Source organism: Pseudomonas sp. BW7P1 (assembly GCF_024981055.1).
Taxonomy (GTDB): domain Bacteria; phylum Pseudomonadota; class Gammaproteobacteria; order Pseudomonadales; family Pseudomonadaceae; genus Aquipseudomonas; species Aquipseudomonas bananamidigenes.
Genome location: NZ_CP103374.1, coordinates 4,715,796 through 4,738,959 on the forward strand (window position 1 = coordinate 4,715,796; position 23,164 = coordinate 4,738,959).

15 protein-coding genes are annotated in these 23,164 nt (G+C 58.9%); 6 read left to right on the plus strand and 9 right to left on the minus strand.

Annotated elements, in window-relative coordinates:
• The first annotated feature begins 230 nt into the window (after nucleotides 1-230).
• Nucleotides 231-7,961 (plus strand): dermonecrotic toxin domain-containing protein, encoded by a 7,731-nt coding sequence (locus tag NWV16_RS21245; protein ID WP_260520628.1) that lies wholly within the window; start codon nucleotides 231-233, stop codon nucleotides 7,959-7,961.
• 50 nt (nucleotides 7,962-8,011) lie between these two features.
• Here NWV16_RS21245 and argR read toward each other — a convergent pair whose 3' ends face one another.
• The 7 genes from argR to acs form a co-directional block, all read right to left on the minus strand.
• Nucleotides 8,012-8,992 carry a transcriptional regulator ArgR gene (gene argR / locus NWV16_RS21250; RefSeq protein WP_065261787.1) on the minus strand — a complete coding sequence of 327 codons (981 nt, stop codon included), beginning with the start codon at nucleotides 8,990-8,992 and terminating at the stop codon, nucleotides 8,012-8,014.
• Between the two features lie 110 nt (nucleotides 8,993-9,102).
• Nucleotides 9,103-9,867, minus strand: a complete 765-nt coding sequence (locus tag NWV16_RS21255; RefSeq protein WP_003227281.1) for an ABC transporter ATP-binding protein — start codon at nucleotides 9,865-9,867, stop codon at nucleotides 9,103-9,105.
• Nucleotides 9,868-9,890: 23 nt separating this feature from the next.
• Entirely contained in the window at nucleotides 9,891-11,003 is a 1,113-nt protein-coding gene (locus NWV16_RS21260) for a succinylglutamate desuccinylase/aspartoacylase family protein (protein WP_260520629.1), read from the minus strand.
• Nucleotide 11,004: 1 nt separating this feature from the next.
• Nucleotides 11,005-11,703 carry an ABC transporter permease gene (locus tag NWV16_RS21265; protein WP_260520630.1) on the minus strand — a complete coding sequence of 233 codons (699 nt, stop codon included), beginning with the start codon at nucleotides 11,701-11,703 and terminating at the stop codon, nucleotides 11,005-11,007.
• A complete protein-coding gene (locus NWV16_RS21270; protein ID WP_065261785.1) occupies nucleotides 11,700-12,389 on the minus strand; it encodes an ABC transporter permease in 690 nt (229 codons plus the stop codon). Before NWV16_RS21270 ends, NWV16_RS21265 begins: the two co-directional genes overlap by 4 nt.
• Before the next feature lie 91 nt (nucleotides 12,390-12,480).
• Nucleotides 12,481-13,254 (minus strand): ABC transporter substrate-binding protein, encoded by a 774-nt coding sequence (locus tag NWV16_RS21275; protein ID WP_065261786.1) that lies wholly within the window; start codon nucleotides 13,252-13,254, stop codon nucleotides 12,481-12,483.
• A gap of 612 nt (nucleotides 13,255-13,866) precedes the next feature.
• The gene (gene acs, locus NWV16_RS21280) at nucleotides 13,867-15,822 is read right to left on the minus strand and encodes an acetate--CoA ligase (protein WP_260520631.1); all 1,956 of its coding nucleotides are present in this window, start codon (nucleotides 15,820-15,822) and stop codon (nucleotides 13,867-13,869) included.
• A 393-nt stretch (nucleotides 15,823-16,215) separates the two neighbouring features.
• On the opposite strand from acs, the gene NWV16_RS21285 reads away from it, so the two are divergent.
• From NWV16_RS21285 to NWV16_RS21305, 5 genes are all read left to right on the plus strand, one after another.
• Nucleotides 16,216-16,476 (plus strand): DUF2790 domain-containing protein, encoded by a 261-nt coding sequence (locus NWV16_RS21285; RefSeq protein ID WP_260520632.1) that lies wholly within the window; start codon nucleotides 16,216-16,218, stop codon nucleotides 16,474-16,476.
• A gap of 542 nt (nucleotides 16,477-17,018) precedes the next feature.
• Nucleotides 17,019-18,269 (plus strand): ribonucleotide-diphosphate reductase subunit beta, encoded by a 1,251-nt coding sequence (locus NWV16_RS21290; RefSeq protein ID WP_065259282.1) that lies wholly within the window; start codon nucleotides 17,019-17,021, stop codon nucleotides 18,267-18,269.
• Between the two features lie 347 nt (nucleotides 18,270-18,616).
• Nucleotides 18,617-19,147, plus strand: coding sequence for a Bro-N domain-containing protein (locus NWV16_RS21295; protein ID WP_260523565.1), 531 nt, complete (start codon nucleotides 18,617-18,619; stop codon nucleotides 19,145-19,147).
• A gap of 114 nt (nucleotides 19,148-19,261) precedes the next feature.
• Complete coding sequence (locus NWV16_RS21300) at nucleotides 19,262-19,975, plus strand: HNH endonuclease signature motif containing protein (protein WP_260520633.1); 714 nt, start codon at nucleotides 19,262-19,264, stop codon at nucleotides 19,973-19,975.
• Nucleotides 19,976-20,144: 169 nt separating this feature from the next.
• Nucleotides 20,145-21,131: a hypothetical protein gene (locus NWV16_RS21305; protein ID WP_260520634.1), complete on the plus strand. Its 987-nt coding sequence runs from the start codon at nucleotides 20,145-20,147 to the stop codon at nucleotides 21,129-21,131.
• A gap of 3 nt (nucleotides 21,132-21,134) precedes the next feature.
• Here the strand turns inward: NWV16_RS21305 and NWV16_RS21310 are convergent, their stop codons facing one another.
• Both NWV16_RS21310 and NWV16_RS21315 read right to left on the minus strand, forming a co-directional pair.
• Nucleotides 21,135-22,268, minus strand: a complete 1,134-nt coding sequence (locus tag NWV16_RS21310) for a hypothetical protein (RefSeq protein ID WP_260520635.1) — start codon at nucleotides 22,266-22,268, stop codon at nucleotides 21,135-21,137.
• A 63-nt stretch (nucleotides 22,269-22,331) separates the two neighbouring features.
• On the minus strand, nucleotides 22,332-23,147 hold the full coding sequence (locus NWV16_RS21315; RefSeq protein ID WP_260520636.1) for a sulfite exporter TauE/SafE family protein: 816 nt from the start codon (nucleotides 23,145-23,147) through the stop codon (nucleotides 22,332-22,334).
• Between the last annotated feature and the right edge of the window lie 17 nt (nucleotides 23,148-23,164).

Sequence of the window (23,164 nt, forward strand, 5' to 3'; positions counted from 1 at the left end):
GGCCTTGTCGCCAAGCGACAACTTCTTATAGCGCAAACCCCGGATTTTCCCGGGTTTACGGCAATGCGACATATAGCGTCGCAAAGGCGCAGTTTAAACCGTCGTCGACAATTGCAGCAGGCCTGTGAGCATATCAATTGGCAGGCGCTGGTCTGTCATATCTATGTACCGCATCCGCCGCAGCGTTCTCTGGTCTGCTGGCGGCTTCCCGACGTACATGGACAGACCCGATGCAGGCATCCACCGGACAAATTGCAGCCCACACACCGCTCAATCCCCCCGAACACTATGAACCCCTCAGAAATGCCTTTCCCGAATGGCTCGGCAAGGCGTCGGCCGCCCGACGCCAGGCCTTGAAACACAACCGCCGCCCGCTCACCGACGCCCTGAAGCAAGCATCGAAGGCACAGCATGAGGAACTCAGAGCCCTGATCGGCCGGCGCATGAGTGCACAGAACAGCATTGACCGGACACTGGAGCCGCTGCAGGATGCCGCCGCCTACGGCGAGCCGGTCCTGACCGAGGCACTCAAGAGCCGATTCCGTCTCGACCTGAATGTCAGGAATACCTTCCTGCGCCTCCACATCCCGGTGAAAACATCCGGTTTCCCGATAACCACCGGCAGCCGGACCTGGACGGTGTCGCTGCTCGATGCCGCGCTGCACAACTTCGACGAAGACGAAACCGAATCCGACGCGTACTCCAGCGAGTCGACCTTCATTACCCGACCCGATCCGTCGGGACGCTTCGAAAACCTGCCGCAGATAAAGGCGCAAATCGGCATCGCAGCGTTCGCCAGACTGTGTCGGGAACTGGACATCGGCGCCCGCTACAAAAAATATCTGGAAGAAAACCTGGGCCTCAACGACCCGGCTGCCGGCTCGGCGCTGCGCCTGCGAATCGACGCCAGCGAAAAGACTGCGATGCAGACCGCCATACAAATGGCGCGAATGAATGGCGATGTGAGCGAGCTGTACGCACGCCTGATCGGCGGTTTGCTCGACGGTTTGCAAGGCATGCGTGTCGAAGGCCGGCCGCTGCTTTGCCATGACCTGACCATGATGTCGTCGAAGCTGACCGGCATCGTTCTGTTCGCACCGGATCTGCAGCAGGCTCGCACCCCGGTCAGAGTGGTGGCCTATGTACCGGATGATCCCGAGCATCCGGTCAAGGAATACGCCTCGACGGCAGACTTGATGCGCGAGCTGACACGTCAGCTGCGCCGCCCGGAATATCAGAATTTTTTCAGCCGTTTCGTGGCCCATGACCAACGCGGGCATTTCTTCGCCGACCTGGGGCAACGACTGAGCCGGGTGAAATGGCACATCCAGGAACCCGGCAGCTCATTGCCGGCGTGGCGGGATACCCCCATCGACACCCCCAATCTGCAATTCACCGCCACCCCGATCGAAGGCCCGTTGCTGGATCACCTTTATGAGCGAAAGCTGGACAAGATCCTGAATGACGCTGCAACGATCGCAGTCCCGACCGCCACCGTCGATCGCAACGCACGTTGGGCGATATGGGATTCCTTCACCCGCATCGCCTCTTCAGTTCTCGAGTTTGCCTCGTTCGTACTGATGCCCTTCGTACCCTTTCTGGGCGAAATGATGATGGCGTACATGGCCTATCAATTTCTCGACGAAGTATTCGAGGGTGTCGTTGACTGGGCCGAAGGTCTGAGCACCGAAGTGGCCGAACACATGTTCGGCGCACTGGAATCGTTGATCCAGCTCGGGGCCTTCGGCATCGGCGGCGCCATCGCTATCAAGGAGCTGCCAAAAATATTGCCGGCCGAGCTCGTATCCCTGATCGACCGGTTCCAGCCGGTGAGATTGCGCAATGGCAGGACGCTGTACTGGAAGCCCGATCTGCGACCGTACGCGCGCCAGGTTCAGCCCTCCAATGGCGTCGTGACCGAGCCGCCAGGGTTGCTCTTGCATCAGGGCAAAAAACTGCTTCCGATCGACCCGGCCCATTACGCAGTCAGTGAACACGAACATCCCGGCAAACTGTATATCGAGCATCCGACCCGCACGGATGCCTACCGCCCCATCGTGCGCCATAACGATGAAGGGGCCTTTTACACCGAGCTCGAGCGACCGCTCGAATGGGACGCCGCCACGGCGTTGCAACGCATTGGAAACAGCGTCGAGTCGTTCTCTCCCGCCCGACGCGAGCGGATCCTCGAGGTCAGCGGCTGTCCGGAAGAGGCATTGCGCAAAATGCATGTCGAGCAGGAACGCCTGCCACCGCTGCTGGCTGACAGCATCCAGCGCTTCAGGATCGATCAGCAGTTGCAAGACTTCATCGACCGGATCGCCAGCGACAGGCCCGAGGATTACCTGAAGGCGGACCCACTGCTCCAGCTCGAGCTTCTCAAGAGGCAGAAGCTGTGGCCGGACACCCGAAGACTGCGCTTGATCGACGAACAAGGCGGGATCGTCTGGCAGTCCTCCGCCAATGAACAGCTCCCGCTGACAGAGATCCGTCAGGACAGGCTTTCCGGGGGCGACTTGCTCAAGACATTGCTGCAAACCTTCAGCGAACCGGAAATCAACACGCTGCTGGAAGAGGAATTCGGCGAGAGGCTGGCCCTCGAGGCGCGCACCCGCAAGCTGAGGAGCAGACTCGCGCAGATCGCCCGCCAGCATCGCACCTCACTTTTCGAGGCACGCTATCAGGCACTCCAGCATCGCGACGAGACCATGGTCAGGCAGGCGACCCTGCACGAACCGCAACTGCCGGCCAGAATCACCGAAGAACTGCTGCACACGGCAACCGGCGCGGAGCTGGTGGAAATCAGCAGAGGACACTGGCCTGAACGGCAACGGCTTCTGGCAGCGCACGCCAGGCAGGAACTGCGCATCACCCGCGCCTATGAAGGACTGGAACTCGACTCGGTGCGCAATCCCGATTCCGACACCCTGGCGTTGCACAGTCTTCAACTGTTGCCGGGGTGGTCCGGGGATGTGCGGCTTGAAGTCCGCGCGCAATCCCGAGAGGGGCGGACACTCGACAGTACCGGCCCCGTGGAGGCGTCGATCCGCAAAGTGCTGGTGCTCGGACCCGACAATCGATGGCAACCTTTTGACGAACAGGGATTGGAGCTGTCCGGCGCCACCGACCTTTACACAGCCGTCCTGCAAGCCCTGCCGGACGCACAGCGGCAAGCGTTGAACCTGCAGATCGGCGAAGGAGAAAAACTCAGGCAGGCCATCCGCGACAACCCGCTGGCCCGCACCGAACTCAGGCTGGCCATTCTGCCCGATCCGGTACCGCCTCCTGTCATCGATACCTTGAGATTGCTGGGCACCGATGGTTATTCACGCAACCCGCCTGCCAGCCAGCGAATGCCCCATACACTGGCGAACCGGATCAGACAGGTCTATCCGAGAATATCCGAAGCGGAACAGGCCACCCTGGCCAGACGACTCGAAAGCCACCCAAATGGTGCGTTCGCCGAGCTGTCGCGCCTTCAACTTGAATACGCTCAACTCGACAGCGACCTCAATCAATGGATGCTCGACCTCCCGGAAATCAACCCGGCGGACGACAACCGACTGTCGGCCGAACAACGAATGGCTGCCATCCGTGATCGACAGACATTTGCCCACGCCCTGCGCAGATGCTGGCGCCGGGAAATGCGAGGCCCCCACGGCTACCAGATGCGCTTTTCACAACCGGTGGTGGGCGACTTGCCGGTGCTCACGGCTGACTTCAGCCACGTTGGCGATCTGGAACTGATCGGCAGCGGCGCATCGGCTGCGCTGAACGCCTTTCTCGAACGTTTTTCAGGGTTGATCCGTGTGGATCTGCGTGATTTCGACCTGCACAGGCTGCCGCCGCGCCTGACAGGCCTCACGGAGCTGAAGCAGCTGACGTTGCACAGTTGCGGCATCGTCCTTACTCCGCAGAACCAGGCACTGTTGTCCTCCCTCAACGGGCTGAACGCGCTGGACCTGGAAGGTAATCCGTTGGGCACGCTGTTCGATGTCAGCTTCCTGCCGGACCTGACGCATCTGAATCTGTCCAGCACGGGAATCTCCGATATTCCGCCAGGCCTGCTGGATCATCCCCGACTCACCAGTGCCTGGTTCACCGACAACCGGATCACCGCACTGCCTGATTCATTGTTCGAACGGGGGGCTTCCGCCACAGCAGGCTTCGACTTTTTCGGCAATCCGCTTTCCGTTGCCACACGTGAAAAAGTGAAGGTCTATTTCAATCGGACCGGCAGCGACCTGGGCGTGCGTCCCGAGCAAGCGGATATCAACCGGGTCAGGGCAATGTTCACTGACCTGAACGATCGTCAATCCAGTGAACTGATCTACGAGTTGCCCGGCTCCCTGGCACAAGGCAGCCTGCAGCTGGATCGCTGGGAGAACGAACTGACCCGACTGACCACCGACCTGGCCACCTGGGCCCGAGACACACCGAACCGCGATCCGCTGACGGGCGCGCTGCTGACGCCCAACGAACACTTCAACCAGTTCTACGAGCGAGAGATATTTGCCGGAAGGATCGAGCGGCTTTGGCGCCACCGATCGACCGCACATCCATCGACAAGAGCGGACGTGTTTTCGGCACAGGCCTCGTTCATCGGTGACATGCCTGCTCTGTCTGCCGATTTCAGTCATATCACGGCGCTGTTCCTGAGCGGCAACAAGCAAATACAGGCCACCGCACCGCTCCTCAAGAGTTTTCCCCGATTGAAGCGCCTGATCCTCCACGACTTTGCACTGGATCGGTTGCCGGAAACACTCACCAGCCTGCCCGCCCTGGATACTTTGCTGCTCAATAACTGCGGTGTTGCACTCACCGGCGAACTACAGGCCGCGCTGGCGGCGATGCGTCAACTCGAATCCCTCGAGCTGCCGAACAACGCTCTGGGCCGCGCCCCCGATGTCAGCAGCCTGACCGCGCTGCATTACCTGGATCTGTCTCATACCGGTATCAGTGATGTGCCGGCAGGTTTGTCCGGTCACGCGACATTGCGAACAGCCATTGTCAGCGACAATCAGATCCGTGAGCTGCCCGAAACCTTGTTTGAAATGCCCGCATCGGCCAGCGAAGGATTCGACTTTTCCGGCAATCCACTAACCCTCGACACACTTGAAAGGATCAAACGCTACAGCCGTGAAACCGGGCTGGATTTCGGGGTGCTTGCCGAACAGGCAGACATCGATGCCACCCAGGCGCTGTTCCCCGCTCTGGACAATGAGGAAGCCAGCGATGTCTTCTATGACTTGCCGGGTGACCTGGAGCATGGCCGGGCGCAGCTCAGGCACTGGAAAGCGGAGATCGAGCAGCTATCGGCGGACCTTGAACAATGGAAAACCGCCGTTCCCCGGACTCATCCTCTCAACGCCCGACCACTGGACCCTCCACAATTATTCGCAGAACACTCGGCCAGGACGGTTTTTGCCGACCAACTGCAAGCGCTGTGGCGAGCGCGATCGCCAGAAAACCCCAGGCAGCGCGAAGGCTCGCTGGTTGCCAGCCTGACATTCATCGGTGAACTCCCTGAGCTGACCACAGACTTCAGCCACATCCGCGAAATGTCACTGACAGGCAACGCGGCTCTGACCAACATCAATGCGTTCCTTCAACCTTTTTCCACGCTGCGTCATCTGGAACTGCGCGACTTCGGTCTCGGGCAAAACCCGCTGACCTTCCTGCGAACGCCTTCGCTGGAGCGACTGGTACTGGAAAACTGCCGATTGACACTGACACCCGAGAGCCGGACCAACCTGGCCTCCCTGAGCAACCTTCAATACCTGAGCCTGAGTGCAAACCCGCTGGGGACACCACCCGGACTCGAAACGCTTGCGGCCCTGACACAACTGCGCATGATCGATGGAGGGCTTTCGAGTTTGCCCGACGGCCTGTTCGATCATCCCCGTCTTGTTGTCGCGCACTTCGAACGCAACCGGTTGCGCGAATTGCCCGAGATCCTCTTCGATATCCCGTCCCGTACGCCCAGGCAGTTCAGTTTTGCCGACAATCCACTGTCAGTCGTCACACGCGAACGCATCAAGTTGTGCTATCGGCAGTTCAGGCAGAACTTCGGCGTTTCGATGCCCCCCGAAGACATCGATCGTCTCCGCGAGCTGTTCCCGTCCCTGGACAAGGATGACGCCAATCGGGTGCTGTATCTGCTGCCCGGATCCCTCGAGGACGGTCGACTACAGATCCAGCGCTGGGAGACCGAGCTGCGGCAACTTGAAGGTGACCTTGAACGATGGGAGGCCGATGTCCCTGAACGATACCCTGCCAGTGGCATTCTCCTGACCGAGAGCGAGCGCAATATCGAGCGGGCCAGTCGCATCATGTTCAGGCTGGAAATCGAATCGCTCTGGCGCGAAAGATCTGCGGAAACCCCCGAATCCAGAACCTCCTCCCTCGACCTGAATCCGGCGTTCATCGGTGACCTGCCCGCCTTGCAAGCAGACTTCGCGCATGTCACGACACTGTCGATCACCGGCCATCTTCAGTTGCGGGTCGACACGGGTTTTCTGCGCGGATTTACCGGGCTCGAGTCCCTTGAGTTACGGGATCTGGCACTGGCAGAAATTCCGCCAGCACTCAGGGGAATGCCGGATCTGCAGCAATTGGTGTTGAGCAACTGCCAGATCGTGCTGGATGACAACGGGATAGCAACGCTCTCGTCACTGAAAGATCTGGTGAGGCTCGACCTTTACAACAACCCGCTGGGCCGGCCATTCGATCTGCGCATGCTGCCGAATCTTGAATTCCTCGACCTCGCGAACACCGGGATCTCGGCATTGCCTCCAGGCTTGCTGGATCCGCCCTGGCTCGAAACAGCCATTCTCAGCGGCAATCGCCTGACTGAATTACCCCCGGAGATCTTCGATCTGCCCGCTGCGGCCAGCAAAGGTTTTGACTTCGGCAACAATCCTTTCGATGCCACCACCCGTGAGCAGATAAAGGCCTGCTACCACAGAACCGGGGAAGACCTTGGCGTGTTGGCCGAGCCGGCAGACATCGCACGCGCCCGCACACTTTATCCTGCGCTGAACGACGAACAGGCCAGCGCCTTCATTTATCGACTCGAAGGCACACTGATCGACGGGCGGACCGAACTGGCGCGTCGGGAGGCCGAACTCGTCAGATTGCTGGGAGATCTGGCAACCTGGGAAGCCGACATTCCCGACCATCATCCGACCGGTCTCCCCCTCACACCCGAAGAGCGCCTTCTGGAGGAACAGAACAGGTCGACGTTCAAAGAGACATTGTTGACTTGCTGGCGCAAAACGCCGGTGGAGGGGGCGGACGCGCGTGAACACCACTTCGTCTTCAGGCTACCGATCCGCGGTGAGTTGCCGACACTGAGTGCCGACTTCGGCCACGTTTCGGACCTGCATCTGGTTTGCACCAGTGATGACTCGCCAAGGATCGGCCGATTCCTCGAGGCATTTCGCAACCTTGAAAGCGTCGACATTCAAGGCTACGAACTGAACCATATCCCCGAGGTCATCTTCCAGATGAGACGGCTCAACACGCTAAGCCTCCCAGCGTGCGAACTCACCCTGTCGGCGCGCGATGTGGAAGGGCTGGCTACACTGGAGAACCTTGATCTGTTGCATCTGCACGACAACCCGCTCGGTCTGACGCCTGACCTCAGCAACCTGCAAGGGCTTACCGACCTGGACCTGAGCAACACGGGCATCCGCGACATGCCGAAAGGCGTGCTCGACAACTTCAACTGGGTGGAGCTGGATCTGTCAGGCAACGAAATCAGCGAAATGCCGGACAAGCTGATGGAAGTACCGGCCTATGTCGGTGATCGCTACGACTTGCGCGGCAACCCCTTTTCCGCCCGGGCGATGGAGCGGATTCGGGCTTATTACCAGGAGACGGGCATGACGTTGAACGTCGACGGCGTGCTGGAACATCCGACGACGCCAGCTCGCCCCGGTGTCGAGATGGAAGATTGAACAGCGCCTGAAACAACAGCGCCATGAATGATGGCGCTGTGATCGAAGGATCAGCCGCGCTCCGGTGGCACCGAAGACAACTCGAACGGACTGCTGCTGCGCCGCTGGTTGCGGTCTTCCCGCGGCGTGGCCCCGAAGAAGTTGCGATAGGCGCTGGAGAAATGCGGCCCCGAGGAGAAACCGCAGGACAGGCCGATCTGGATGATCGACTTGCTGGTCTGCATCAACATTTGCCGGGCCTTGTTCAGGCGCAGTTCCAGATAGTACTGGCTCGGCACACGGTTGAGGTATTGCTTGAAGATCCGCTCCAGCTGACGTCGGGACACGCACACATGCTGGGCGATTTCGTCGGTGGTCAGCGGCTCTTCGATGTTGGCTTCCATCAGCAGCACGGCTTGCGTCAGCTTCGGATGACTGGACCCCAGGCGGTTCTGCAACGGAATGCGCTGCCGCTCGCCGCCTTCGCGGATGCGCTCGACCACCAGCTCTTCGGAAACCGCACCGGCCAGTTCCGCTCCGTGATCACGGGCCAGAACGGCCAACAACAGATCGAGCACCGACATGCCGCCGCACGCGGTCAGGCGATCACGATCCCAGTCGAACAAATGGCTGGTGGCGATGACTTTCGGAAAGCGCTCGGCGAAGTCGTCCTGCCAGCGCCAGTGCACGGCGGCGCGGTAACCGTCGAGCAGACCGAGTTGCGCCAGTGGGTACACACCGGCCGAAAGACCGCCGATCACGCAACCGGTGCGTACCAGTTGCTTGAGTGCGCTGCTGAGGGCAGGCGCCAGGGCAGTCGGCGGCTCATCGGCAAGCAGGAACAGTTTCTGGAAGTTCTCCAGCTTGCCGGCCCATGGCTCACCCGGCAGTTGCCACTCGCCTTCGAGCGGCGGTTCGGCCTGCAGGAACGAGAGTTCGTAAACCACCTCCGGATGCACACGCTGGGCAACACGCAAGGCCTCCTCTGCCAGCGCCAAAGTCAGAGCTTTAGTGCTGGGCCAAATCAGGAAACCAATTCGATGGGCAGTCATGGTGGGCGATCCGAAACGTAAACAGAGGAAAAACCGAAATCGGCTGCAACCAAATTAGACCATCTGGCGCGCTGCGCAGCATGACCTAATTTGGTGCATAACGGGAACGATTACTTGAGGCTGCCCGAGAGGAACTGCTGCAAACGTTCCGATTGCGGATTGACCAGCACTTCACGCGGGTTGCCGCTTTCTTCCACGACGCCTTTGTGCAGGAACACCAACTGGTTGGACACTTCACGGGCGAAGCCCATTTCGTGGGTCACCACCACCATGGTGCGGCCTTCCTGAGCCAGGGCCTGCATGACTTTCAGCACGTCACCGACCAGTTCCGGGTCGAGGGCCGATGTCGGTTCGTCGAACAGCATCACTTCCGGTTCCATCGCCAGCGCACGGGCAATCGCCACACGCTGCTGCTCGCCACCGGACATGTGGCCCGGGAACGCGTCCTTACGATGGGCCACGCCGACCTTGTTCAGGTAGTGCTCGGCTTTCTCGCGGGCTTCGGCCTTGGACACGCCCAGTACGTGAACCGGCGCTTCCATGATGTTTTCCAGTGCGGTCATGTGCGACCACAGGTTGAAATGCTGGAACACCATCGACAGGCGCGAACGCATGCGTTGCAGTTGCTTCGGATCAGCGGCTTTCAGCGCGCCGTCCTTGTTGGCAACCAGTTTCAGCTCTTCGTTGTTGAGCAGGATCTTGCCCGCGTGCGGCTGCTCGAGCAGGTTGATGCAGCGCAGGAAAGTACTTTTGCCGGAGCCACTGGAGCCGATGATGCTGATCACATCGCCGGCGGCCGCTTTCAGGGAAACGCCCTTGAGCACTTCGTGACTGCCATAGCGTTTATGCAGGTCTTGGACTTCAAGTTTGTACATGCGGTCGGTTCTCACAAAAACAGTCAGTCGTTGAGCAAAGGGCCGTCGCGCAGCGCATCGCGCCCCGCCACTTTGGCCAGCCAGAAACCGGGTTGGGCGTAACGCAGCCGCTCAATGGCAAACAGCACCCCGGACGTACCAGCACACACCGTGCTGACCCGATCCGACAGCGGATCGATCACTTCGAAAATCTTGTCACCGGCTTCAACCCACTCGCCGGGCTTGCGCAGAAAACTCACCACGCCCGGATGCGGTGGCAGGAGCAGTTCCGTGCCTTCGAACGGCATGCCTTCGCACGGTTCGCGCCCGGCGCCCGGCCACTCGCCAGGGATCAGGCCCTGCTCGGCAAGGAACGCCAGAATCCCTTCGGCCCAGGCTTCAGCCTGCGCGGGTGTGGTATCAGCCTGACCGCCGAGTTCAACGGTGGTCGCCAGGCACGCCAGCGGAATCTGCACATCCGGGAACAGACGCGACAGACGCAGCCATGGCAGCGAACAGGCTTCGTCGAACGAACTGCCGCCGGAATCTTCCGCCAGCAGGCCCACCTTCACGTCCAGGTGCGCGGCGAGCGAACGCCACTGCGGCCAGTGCTGCGGCAACGCATACATGTGCAGCGCGGCTTCGCAGTCGCAATGCAGATCCAGCACCACGTCGGCGGTGGCGGCATGTTGCAGCAGGATGCGCTGCATGCCTTGCAACTGGCTGCTCGCCTCGGGCAATGCGGCCAGATGATCGGCCATCGCCTGACGGATCAGGCGAATGTTGGCGTGCGGATCATCACCGAGCAGCCCTTGAACCTTCGCCGCCACCGGCGCGCTGAGTTCGACGAAATCACGGTTGAAATTCTTGCCGCTACCGGCCTCGAAACGGCCCTGATGGTTGCCTTGCAGCAACTGGCCGAGACCCAGCGGGTTGGCCACCGGCACCAGCTCGATGACGCCATTGAGCAGGCCTTTGGCTTCGAGTTCGCCGAGGCGTTTTTTCAGTTCCCAGGCGGTGCGCATGCCGGGCAGTTCGTCAGCGTGGAGGCTGGCCTGAATGTAGGCCTTGCGCTCACCGCTACCGTAGCGGAACACCGAAATCCGGCGCTCGCTGCCCAGATGGCTCCACGGCAGAACGTGGTCGATGCGTTCCATATCAGTGCTTCCTCGGGGCCAGGTAGCTCAGCCAGCGACGCTCGGCCAGCTTGAACAGGCGCACCAGAATGAAGGTCAGGCACAGGTAGAACACGCCGGCAGTGATGTACGCCTCGAACGGCAGGTAGAACTGCGCGTTGACGGTACGGGCCGCACCGGTGATGTCGATCAGGGTCACGATGGACGCCAGACTGGTGGTCTGCAGCATCATGATCACTTCGTTGCTGTACTGCGGCAGCGCCCGGCGCAGGGCCGACGGCAGCAGGATGCGCTTGTACATCATGACACGGGACATGCCCATGGCCTTGGCCGCTTCGATCTCGCCGTTCGGCGTGGCCTTCAGGCTGCCGGCGATGATTTCGGCGGTGTAGGCGCTGGTGTTGATCGCGAACGCCAGGCACGCACAGAACGTGGCGCTGGACAGCCATGGCCAGAGGAAGCTTTCACGTACGGTTTCGAACTGCGCCAGACCGTAGTAGATCAGGAACAGCTGCACCAGCATCGGCGTGCCACGGATCACGTAGGTGTAAAGCCACGCCACACCGTTGACCACGGCATTCTTGGACACGCGCATCAACCCCAGGGGAAGCGCCGCCAGCAGACCGAAGAACAGCGACAATGCAAGCAACTTGAGGGTGGTGACCAGACCGCCGAGGTACAGCGGCAGAGCCTCCCAAATGACGTTGTAGTCGAAGATCATAGATCAGCCGCCCTTACGCCTACCGAGTAGCGCTTCTCAAGGTGACGCAGCGCCAGCAACGAGACACTGGTAATCACCAGGTACATCGCCGCCACTGCGAGGAAGAAGGTAAAAGGCTCACGGGTGGCGTCGGCCGCCTGCTTGGCCTTGAACATCATGTCTTGCAGACCGACCACGGAAATCAGCGCGGTGGCCTTGGTCAACACCAGCCAGTTGTTGGTGAAGCCCGGAATCGCCAGACGGATCATCTGCGGCACCAGCACCCGGAAAAACACCTGGAAGCTGCTCATGCCGTAGGCCATGCCGGCTTCGGCCTGACCCTTGGGGATCGCCATGAATGCGCCACGGAAGGTCTCCGACAGGTACGCCCCGAAGATGAAACCAAGGGTGCCGATACCGGCGGCCAGCGGATTCAGGTCGATGTACTCGTCATAGCCCAGCATCGGGGCGACACGGTTGAGCAGGTCCTGACCGCCGTAGAAGATCAGCAGGATCAGCACCAGATCGGGAATTCCGCGAATCACCGTGGAATACAGATCGCCCAGCCAGGCCAGCCAGCGCACTGGCGACAGGCGCAACGCGACGCCGATCAGCCCGAGAACGATGGCCAGGGCCATGGACGACAAGGCGAGCTGAAGCGTCAGCCAAGCGCCATCGAGGATGACAGCCCCGTAGCCTTTCAACATGATTCAGGTCCTCGAAAGTTGGGATGAAAAAATGGCGCAAACCGCAGAGATCCTGTTGCTTGCGCCATTTCGGACGGGTCGAGCGACGTCTTTACTTGCCGTAAATATCGAAGTCGAAGTATTTGTCCTGGATTTGCTTGTACTTGCCGTTTTCGCGAATGGCCGCGATGGCAGTATTGATCTTGTCTTTCAGGGCGTCGCCCTTGCGCACCGCGATGCCTACGCCGTCACCGAAGTATTTTTCATCGGTGAACTGCGGGCCGACGAACGCAAAGCCTTTGCCGGCGTCGGTTTTCAGGAAGCCGTCGTTCAGCAGGGTGGCGTCCGCCACGGTGCCGTCGAGGCGACCGGCGGCCACGTCGAGGTAGATTTCGTTCTGCGAGCCGTACGGCTTGATCTCGGCACCCAGCGGCGCCAGGACTTCGCGGGCGAAACGCTCGTGGATCGAACCACGCTGCACGCCGATGTTCTTGCCCTTGAGCTCGGTCAGCTTGTCGCTGACTACGGTGCCTTCCTTCATGACCAGGCGGGCCGGAGTGTTGTAGTACTTGTTGGTGAAGTCCACGGACTTCTTGCGATCTTCAGTGATCGACATGGACGACAGGATCGCGTCGATCTTGCGCACTTTCAGTGCCGGGATCAGACCGTCGAATTCTTGCTCGACCCACTGGCACTTGACCTTCATTTCTTCGCACAGGGCGTTGCCGATGTCGTAGTCGAAACCGACGATGCTGCCGTCCGGGGCTTTGGATGCGAATGGAGGGTAAGCCGCTTCGATACCGATCTTCAGAGGCTTTTCATCGGCGAATGTCGGCAGGGACAGCACGGACAGTGCCAGGGCGCCAAGCAGCACAAGTTTCTTCATCTTGGGACTCCATCGGTAAAGGGCAAAAACGGCAGAGTGAGCGACAGCCCAATATGCGAATGGGTGGAACGGAAAAGCGCTGCTGCGTCCGTAGGATTTCTCCCATTGAAACCCGAAGCGATTTCAACACGAGCCACGACGAGCGAGTGATCGGCATTCTAACGACAGGCCTGAAGCCGATATTTCTTCAATGCGACAACAAATTACAGAAGCACCGAGAAGCTCGCCTGAGCACATTGACAGCCCCGCAATTTCATGCAAGAGCAAAAGACAGTGAACCGACCCATGCTGCAAATTGCGGGCCTATTATTCGCAAACCCTTCTAATCCGGCAAGCGCGGGGTGATGTCTTATTTTTCACCGGGGATTTTGAGGCGCCAAAACGGGGCGATACGTTTCTCATTGCCCCGTTGCGGGGCCGGCGGTTACACATTCGGTTACTTGAAGGCTGGCGGGTAACAACAGGAATGGGCTGACGGAGCAATTCGATAATTATTGGCCGAAAATCCCCCCTTCACTGATCGTTCCCACGCTCCACGTGGTAACAATCGAAAACAAAAAGCCCCGCCCGGCGCGATGCCAGGCGGGGCTTTTCAGCCTTCAGCCCCTTCGCTTACGCGACGTTCATGGTCTTGTGCGTGTCGATCAGATGCTGCACCACACTCGGGTCGGCCAGCGTCGAGATGTCGCCCAGGCCTTCGTACTCGGCGGTAGCGATCTTGCGCAGGATGCGGCGCATGATCTTGCCCGAACGGGTTTTCGGCAGCCCCGGCGCCCACTGAATCACGTCCGGCGAAGCGATCGGGCCGATCTCCCTGCGCACCCAGTTCTTCAGTTCCAGGCGCAACTGCTCGCTCGGCTCTTCACCGTTCTTCAGCGTGACATAGACATAAATGCCCTGACCCTTGATGTCGTGCGGCACACCCACCACCGCCGCTTCGGCGACTTTCGGGTGAGCGACCATCGCGCTTTCGATCTCGGCGGTGCCCATGCGATGGCCGGACACGTTGAGCACGTCGTCCACGCGACCGGTGATCCAGTAGTAACCGTCGGCATCGCGACGGGCGCCGTCGCCGGTGAAGTACATGCCACGGAAGGTCTTGAAGTAGGTGTCGACGAAACGGTCATGGTCGCCGTACAGAGTACGGGCCTGGCCAGGCCACGAATCAAGAATCACCAGATTGCCCTCGGCCTCGCCCTCAATGATGTTGCCGAGGTTGTCCACCAGCGCCGGCACCACACCGAAGAACGGACGTGCCGCCGAACCCGGCTTCAGGGCATGAGCGCCCGGCAGCGGACTCATCATGTTGCCGCCGGTTTCGGTCTGCCACCAGGTGTCGACGATCGGGCAACGGGACTTGCCGACGTTCTTGTAGTACCAGTCCCAGGCCTCCGGGTTGATCGGCTCGCCCACCGAACCGAGCAGACGCAGGCTGCTGCCGTCCGCGCCGTCGACAGCCGCGGTGCCGGAAGCCATCATCGCGCGGATTGCGGTCGGCGCGGTGTAGAGGATGTTGACCTTGTGCTTGTCGACGATCTTCGCGACCCGGGTGATGTCCGGGTAGTTCGGCACGCCTTCGAACAGCAGCGTGGTCGCACCGTTGGCCAGCGGACCGTAAACAATATAGGAGTGACCGGTGACCCAGCCGACGTCGGCGGTGCACCAGTAGATTTCGCCCGGACGGTAGTCGAAGACGCGCTCGTGAGTCATCGCCGCGTACAGCAGGTAACCGCCGGTGGTGTGCTGCACGCCCTTCGGCTTGCCGGTGGAGCCGGAGGTATAAAGGATGAACAGCGCTTCTTCGGCGCCCATCTCTTTCGGCGCGCAAACGGTGCCCGCCACTTTCATCAGGTCTTCGTACCAGATGTCGCGATGCTGGTTCCACTTGATGTCGCCGCCGGTGCGCTTGCACACGATGACTTTCTGGATGCTGCTGGTTTCCGGGTTGGTCAGGGCGTCGTCGACGTTGGCCTTGAGGGAAATCTTCTTGCCGGCACGAACGCCTTCGTCAGCGGTGATCACCACTTTCGAGCGGCAGTCGATGATGCGACCGGCCAGGGCTTCCGGCGAGAAGCCGCCGAACACCACCGAGTGAATCGCACCGATCCGGGCACAGGCCAGCATGGCGACCACGGCTTCGGGAATCATCGGCATATAGATAGTGACAACATCACCGCGGTGCACGTCCTGGCCACGCAGGGCGTTGGCGAACTTGCAGACCTGTTCGTGCAGTTCGCGGTAGGTGATGTCGCGGCTTTCGGAAGGATCGTCGCCTTCCCAGATGATGGCGACCTGATCGCCACGCTCGGCCAGATGACGGTCGAGGCAGTTGTAGGAAACGTTCAGGGTGCCGTCGGCAAACCACTTGATGTCGACATGGTGATCGTCGAACGAAGTCTGTTTCACCGTGGTGAAAGGCTTGATCCAGTCGAGACGCTTGGCTTGCTCGCGCCAGAAACCGTCAGGGTTGACGACCGACTGCTGGTACATGGCTTTGTAGGTCGCCTCATCGGTCAGCGTATTGGCCAGAACCTCGGGACGAACGGGATACAGAGAAGCCGCACTCATCTTTCCTACCTCGGTGTAATAGTTGTTTTTGTATGACCCTGTTGTAGCCGGGGCGTCCGTATAGAACCATTCGACGATGGTAGTAACAAGCCCCTACAGGTCGTGGCGATAATCCCGATGTTTCCCCTTGAGCACCCCGCAAGCCTTGATTCCTGTGGCTCGGCGGCGATTGTTACCAAATCTGCCAAAGGTGTTTATCAAAACCGTATCTGTTTACCCCCACCCCGCCTCCTTAAAATCTGCCTCGCCGACAAGGCAAAGTGATTAACAAGGTTACAGCCCCCACGAAGGCCGTTAATCCAGCTCTGAAGTAACAAACCAAACGATGAAGTTCCACACGCAACCCCAAAAAGGTTGCGTGACCCCACTCGACCTCAAGAAGGTAAATTTCAAATGAAAGCTTTATTGGTTCTGGCCCTCAGCAGTCTGTGCGCAACCGCCATGGCAGACGAGGTCCCGACTGATGTCGCACAGCAACAACCGGCCATCGAGGAATACACTTACTCCACTCACCTGGACATCGCCAAAGTTGTATCGATGAGCGAAGTTCCGAATGTCTGCGAAGTGGTACCGATGAAAATGGAGTACGACGACTCCACCGGCCGGCGCCACATCCTGCGTTACAGCATCATGGGCAACGGCTGCACCAATTGATGGTTCGAGACTGCACCGGATCGGACCGCTCGGCGCACCATCGAGGGTCGATTCCAGCCCGGCTTCGGTCGGGCTCAGTTGTGTCTGGAGCTGCAAAAAGCGCTTGCAAAACACAACATGTAGTGAAAACGGTGTTTTTTTGTTCGTTTTTTGAGCAAATCCACCATTGCGAGATTTTTTCGAAAAAAATTCTAACCCCGGCAAAGCCCTGTAAACCCTCGCTCTCGTCGAAAAACCACCCTCCCCGACCGCGCCATGCGCGGATTCGCCTCAGCACAGCCGTGTTTTTTTCCCTATAATGCCGCCCCATCGGGTCAGCAATATTCCCTTACAGGGATCAAAGCCATTCTGAAGCCCCGCAGCAGCGTCAACGCTGACTCGCGCCCGTCAGAGGCTCTCGGAAACCCGAAAAAATTTTCTGTTTATTGCCTGCGTAGCACCGCTGCAAAAAACGACATCCAACGCGGCCTGTACGGCCGTGTGAAAAACCAACCCATCAGTTTTCACACGGGCACAGGCCCTCACGCAGGAGACGACACGTCATGCTGAGCTGGGACGAATTCGACAAAGAAGACAGTGAAGAAGCAGTAGTGAAAGGCGCCAACGCCGGCCGCGCTGCCGAAGCCACCATGGACCGCCTCGACAGCGCCGGCGGTGCCGCCGCCCTCGAAGCCCGCGCCGTGACCGCCAACGACTCGGCTGCCGTTGCCCGCGCCAAGGCTGCACTGGATTCGCTCGACGTCGCCGAAGGCCTCGCCGAACTCGAAGGCTCCGCCGCCCGTGTCGCCGTTGACGAAAAGCGCATGATCAACTGCCGCGCCGACCTCAACCAGCTCGTGCCATTCAAGTACGACTGGGCCTGGCAGAAATACCTGGACGGCTGCGCAAACCACTGGATGCCGCAAGAAGTCAACATGACCGCCGACATCGCCCTCTGGAAAAACCCGGAAGGCCTGACCGACGACGAGCGCCGCATCGTGATGCGCAACCTCGGCTTCTTCTCCACCGCCGACTCCCTGGTGGCCAACAACCTGGCCCTGGCCGTGTACCGCCTGATCACCAACCCGGAATGCCGCCAGTACATCCTGCGCCAGGCGTTCGAAGAGGCGATCCACACCCACGCCTACCAGTACTGCATCGAATCGCTGGGCATGGATGAAGGCGAGATCTTCAACATGTACCACGAGATCCCGTCGGTCGCGAAAAAAGCCGCCTGGGGCCTGAAATACACCCGCGCCATCTCCGACCCGGAATTCAACACCGGCACCGTCGAAACCGACAAGGAACTGCTGCGCAACCTGATCGCCTACTACTGCGTGCTGGAAGGCATCTTCTTCTACTGCGGCTTCACCCAGATCCTCTCCATGGGCCGCCGCAACAAAATGACCGGTGTCGCCGAGCAGTTCCAGTACATCCTGCGCGACGAATCCATGCACCTGAACTTCGGCATCGACGTGATCAACCAGATCAAAATCGAAAACCCACACCTGTGGGACGCCGAAATGAAGGAAGAAGCCTCGCAAATGATCCTGCAAGGCACCCAGCTGGAAATCGAATACGCCCGCGACACCATGCCTCGCGGCGTACTGGGCATGAACGCAGCGATGATGGAGGACTACCTGAAGTTCATCGCCAACCGTCGTCTGTCGCAGATCGGTTTGAAGGAAGAATACCCAGGGACTACCAACCCGTTCCCTTGGATGAGCGAGATCATGGACTTGAAGAAAGAGAAGAATTTCTTTGAGACTCGTGTGATCGAATACCAGACTGGTGGTGCGTTGAGCTGGGATTAATCGTCTCGCTCGCCATGGTTTGACGATTGCTGCTTGAGTCGTCGAATTGAGAAAGCAAAAAGCCCCGATTATATCGGGGCTTTTTTATGGGCAGCTGTTTGTACTTTTCCGTCCCTACGTTACAGCCCTCAATCTCCTACAGCACTTACAGCTGCTTCGCATTGAAGCCAAATGCAGGCACCTCTAAGCTCAATTACAGGTGCCTAAGAAACACCCAACGTAGAAAGCTTGATCAGTCACACAGACGCATATGCCGTCAGTGGAGCTGCCTCGCTCGTTGGGATTTCTTCAGTCCACTCTACGTTGGGGCCAGGCCCTCCAAAAATCTAAACGTAGAGGTAATGGATATGCCCGATCCTTTTTCTGTAACAGTCTTCTCGCGTCACAACCTCGCACTACACGCCCTTCTACTCGAAAACCAAACGTGGTTCTGCGCCCGCGATGTCGGCCGCTTGATGGGTTTCCATCTATGCGAACGCATGGTCAACAAGCTAGATAAGGATCAACGTCGCGTTTTGTGGATTGAGTATTTTCGGCAACCCGAAGAGCAACTGATGCTCAGCGAGTCCGGTGTGTATGCGCTGCTGGTGTATCACTACATCCCGGGGAACCGGTTGTTGCGGGAGTGGTTGACTCAACAGGTGGTGCCAGCCTTGCGCGATGCAGAGCACTCAGGACATTCAGAACGACCGATGTTGAGTTTGTTGGATTGGCCGGAAATGTCGTTGAGTCTGCTGCATTGGCAGGACGAAAGCTGGATTCGCCTGCGGGATATGCCTTATCTGCTGAATGATCAGACGCATCGGCAGAGACCGGGGAAGCTCTGGTGGCGAAAGGTTGCGCAGGTGTTTCAGTCTTCGGGACATTCCATGGGCTAGTGATGGCGGTTGTAGGATTTCGCAAGATCCGTCGATATTTTCTGTAGGAATTTTCGTAGACAGCAGTGATAGCCACTCAGTATCGTCCGAGGGTTTTCAACCCTCGGCGATTGTATGGATACGGAAAAAACTAATAGCGATTGGAGTGACGTAGAGATTCAGGCTGCGGTCGATGCCTACCTCAAGATGCTGGCGCGTGAGCAGAGCGGCCAGAAATTCGTCAAGACTGAGGAAAATCGCATTCTGCGTGAAGGCCCACTCGCCGGCCGGACGAAGGGTTCTGTCGAATTTCGGATGCAGAACATTTCTACCGTGTTGGTAGAAATGGGTCGAAAGCGAATTGAAGGCTACAAACCTGCCAAGAATGTTGGTGCGAATGTAGCGCGTAGCATCCGTAAAGCACTTGATGATTCCACCATTCCGACGCTTGAAGATTCTGATCCAACTGCGGACGAAGCGTTACTGGAACAACGCGCAGACAAATTTGAGCGAACGCAATTTGATTATGTCCCCAAAGGGATAAAGACACCTCTCCAAACGACGTCCACCAGAAAGGTTTACTTTCGTGATCCCGAATTGAGGGGCTGGGTTCGTCAGGAAGCCAATGGGAAGTGCGAAGGTTGTGGCGAAGAAGCGCCATTTAAGAAAAATGGAAAACCGTTTCTTGAAGTTCATCACGTAAAGCATATGTCGCAAGAAGGATCGGACCAGCCTTCGAATGTCGTAGCGCTATGTCCCAACTGTCACCAACGTTGCCACCATTCGGACGACAGAGAGGCTTTCACTGCTTGGCTATATGACAACGTTGGAAGACTCGAAAGGGAATAATCGCGGTTTATCTGACTAATCGCGTTTGCTAACTTTTGGGCTGCTTCGCAGTCCAGCGGGAGCTGGCTCACTCAAACAGGTTTTGCATCATCCCGAAAACAATCAGTGCAACCCACCCCACCACCCGCTATTAATACCCCTCCCCCCACTCAAGGACCCGAGCCCCACCATGAAATTCGACCTCGCCTACTGCCTCAGTCTCGACGACAAACTGTCGATCTATGACGTTCGCGATCTCAATTTCGATGAGACGGTGGCGTTCGATTCTGCCAAGGAGCATTTCCAGTGCCCCAACGACGTCTGTCGTGCGGCGTTCGATGCTTCCAACGAATTGGGGACGTTCAACGCCAAGAACGTGAATTACGTGCGCACGCCGCACTTCAAGAATCTGCCCGGTACGCAGCATGTGGCGGGTTGTCCGTATGTGAGTTTGAAGACGTCGACGTCGGGGGTTGAGGCGGCGGATGGGGAAGCGGATGACGGGCGGGAGGAGCATTTCCCGTCGGAGTTGTTGCTGACGCGCCGTGAGTATGTGCGCAAGCCTGCCACGCCAGCGGGGGCGGCGGATGTGTTGCGGGATGATCCGGTGCGGGTGGCGGCTACCGCCTCGAAAGAGTCGCCCAGTCGTGAGACGGCGCCGGACAAGACCAGTGTCTTCGCTCACCCCGTGGAGTGTTTTGTGTCGAACTTCGCGGACAAGGATTTGCTCAAGCGCATGCCGCTGAAGATTGGCGAGCATACGGCGCCGTACAGTTCGTTCTTCAAGAAGATCGAGTACTTGATGGACAACAAGGGACTGATTTACTGGGGCCGGATCAAGAAAATCGAGGACTTCCACAGCGCCAGTTTCCGGATCGATTTCGAGGACAAGGTCTGGTTCAAGAAGCCGGATGAGAGCAAGAAGAAGCCTTATCCGGTCAGTGTCTATCTCAACAAAAAGCTGATCGACAACTACCGCAAGCGCAAGGCGTTTCTGGAAGAAATCAAACACGCGATCGACAGCGACAAGGCGTTGTTCTGCTTCTTTTATGGCGTGACGCCGGAGTTGAAACAGGTGCCGGGCAAGAAGAACCCCGAAAAGCCTTTCGAGGTCTTCAATGCCAATATCGAGAACCTGGATCACTTCATCATTCGTGAAGCGCCGGGTCTGGCGTGAGAGTCAGCCCTGGGGCAGTTGCAGTTTGACGGCGCCGGGGTGTTGTTTGATAACTGAGTACGGCAGCACTGACCACTCGGGGTTATCACAATTGCGCTGGTAACGGGCGAAGTAGGCGCCCAGGTAAATACCCTTCGGCGTGAAGTGCCAGTTGGAATAACCCCAGACACTCTCATCGGTGTAGTCGCAACTGCCATCGTCTTCGGCCGGCTTCTTCATTTCATCCGGGTACAACGTGGTGAACTGTTTGACCAGCCACGGCGCCAGGACTTTCACTTGCTCGTCCTCGCTTGCCGCGTCAGCGGGATTACCGATCCACAGCACATCCTTGAGTTTCAACAACTCGCCCGTGTGTACGTCGAGATTGATCGGCGAACTGCCAAAGTCCGGGTGGGCACCGCCGCAACTGTAGCCGGTGGAGATATCCAGGCTGACCACGTCGGGCGAGAGAAACTCAGGGACAGCGCCTTGTTCGAACTCGGCGTATTCCCCGCCATCCATCATGCAGCGGTGATAGTCGATGACTTCCGTCCACAGCCGCCCGAGCAGGTGGTTGTTGATGCGCTGCTGCTCTTCTTTCGTGTAACCGGACTCGACACTGAACAGCGAAAGTTTCGACTCAGGCTCCGTCCACCATTGCAGGTCGTAGCCCATGAAGTTCTCTTTCTTCCCCGGTTTGAGCTTGAGCCCCTGCAGGCGCAGATACTCGTAGGGATCACTCTTCGGCAAGGTGGCAATAAAAGGCAACATCGTTGCAGTCGGCGCGGGAAGTCTGGCCTCGACCAGTTGCACCGGCAGTTTCTTGCCCTTCGGGTCCTGCCATTCGCCCTGCCAGCCGGTGGCGGTGGATTTCAGCCTTAGAGCCGGCAGCGGCTTGTCGTCGTAGCGATTGTTGCCCTCGACCAGCGTCAACGTGGTCTCCTGCAACACACCACTGAGGGCCAGGTCGCGGTGATACTTCTCGTAGAAGTAACGACCGGTCACTTCGTCCGGCTGCCGGGTGTTGAGCTCGACCACAATCGGCATCTTGCCCAACGTGCCGGTGAATACGCGCCGGCCTTCTTCTGCATGGGCGGTGGAAGTCAGTGTAAACAGCGCCACGGCGAATGGTGCCAGACGTGACAGTCCTTTGAACATGGATCGATCCCTGAGTCATTAAGGCTGCGGAGTATGAAGAGGATGCTCAAAGGAATCGAGGGTCTACTTCACTATCATTCCAAAGAAAACGGTAATGAGCAGAGCGATATACACCCACGCATGAACCCGATCCGGTATCCGCCCGATCCACGGCGTGGCCAAGCGAATCCCCACCATCGAACCCAGCGTCAGCACCGCAAACGCCAGCAGATCCACATATCCGACAAACCATGGCCCGAGGTCTGTCTCGCTGAACCGCGCCATCACCATGTAGGTCAGCGTGCCCGCCAGCGCCACCGGCACGCTCAACGGATTGGCCATCGACGTCGCCTGGGACATGCTCAACCCGCAACGGCGCAGCAATGGCACGGTCATGACGCTTCCTCCTACGCCGAGGAAGGTCGCGATGGCGCCAATGCCTACACCACTGCCGGACGTTTCCAGTGTTCCCAATCGCCGTGGGACGACACCTTCGGACTGCGTAAGAAATCCCCTTCGCAGCAAGCAGTCGACAATCGTCACGCCGAGGTAGGCGATGAAGGCATAGCGAATGACTTCGCCGCTGACCCACACGGCTGCGATGGCACCCACGATGGCGCCTGATCCAATGAAGCCGCCCAAGGGCCACAGATACTCACGGATCAGGTTGCCGGCGCGGCGGTGTTTGTCGGTGGCGACCAGGCCGTTGACGATCATCACGCAGGTCGAGGTGGCGACGGCGATGTGCATGGCCGATTGGCTGATCGGGTCGTCGGCGCCGTGACTGGCGGTGAGCATGCGATACAGCAACGGCACAACGACGAAGCCGCCGCCGAATCCGAAAAGTACGGCGGTGACGCCGGTCAGGCAGCCGAAGAGTGTCAGCAGGAGGTAGAACATGGTGCGCCGTCCGTTGT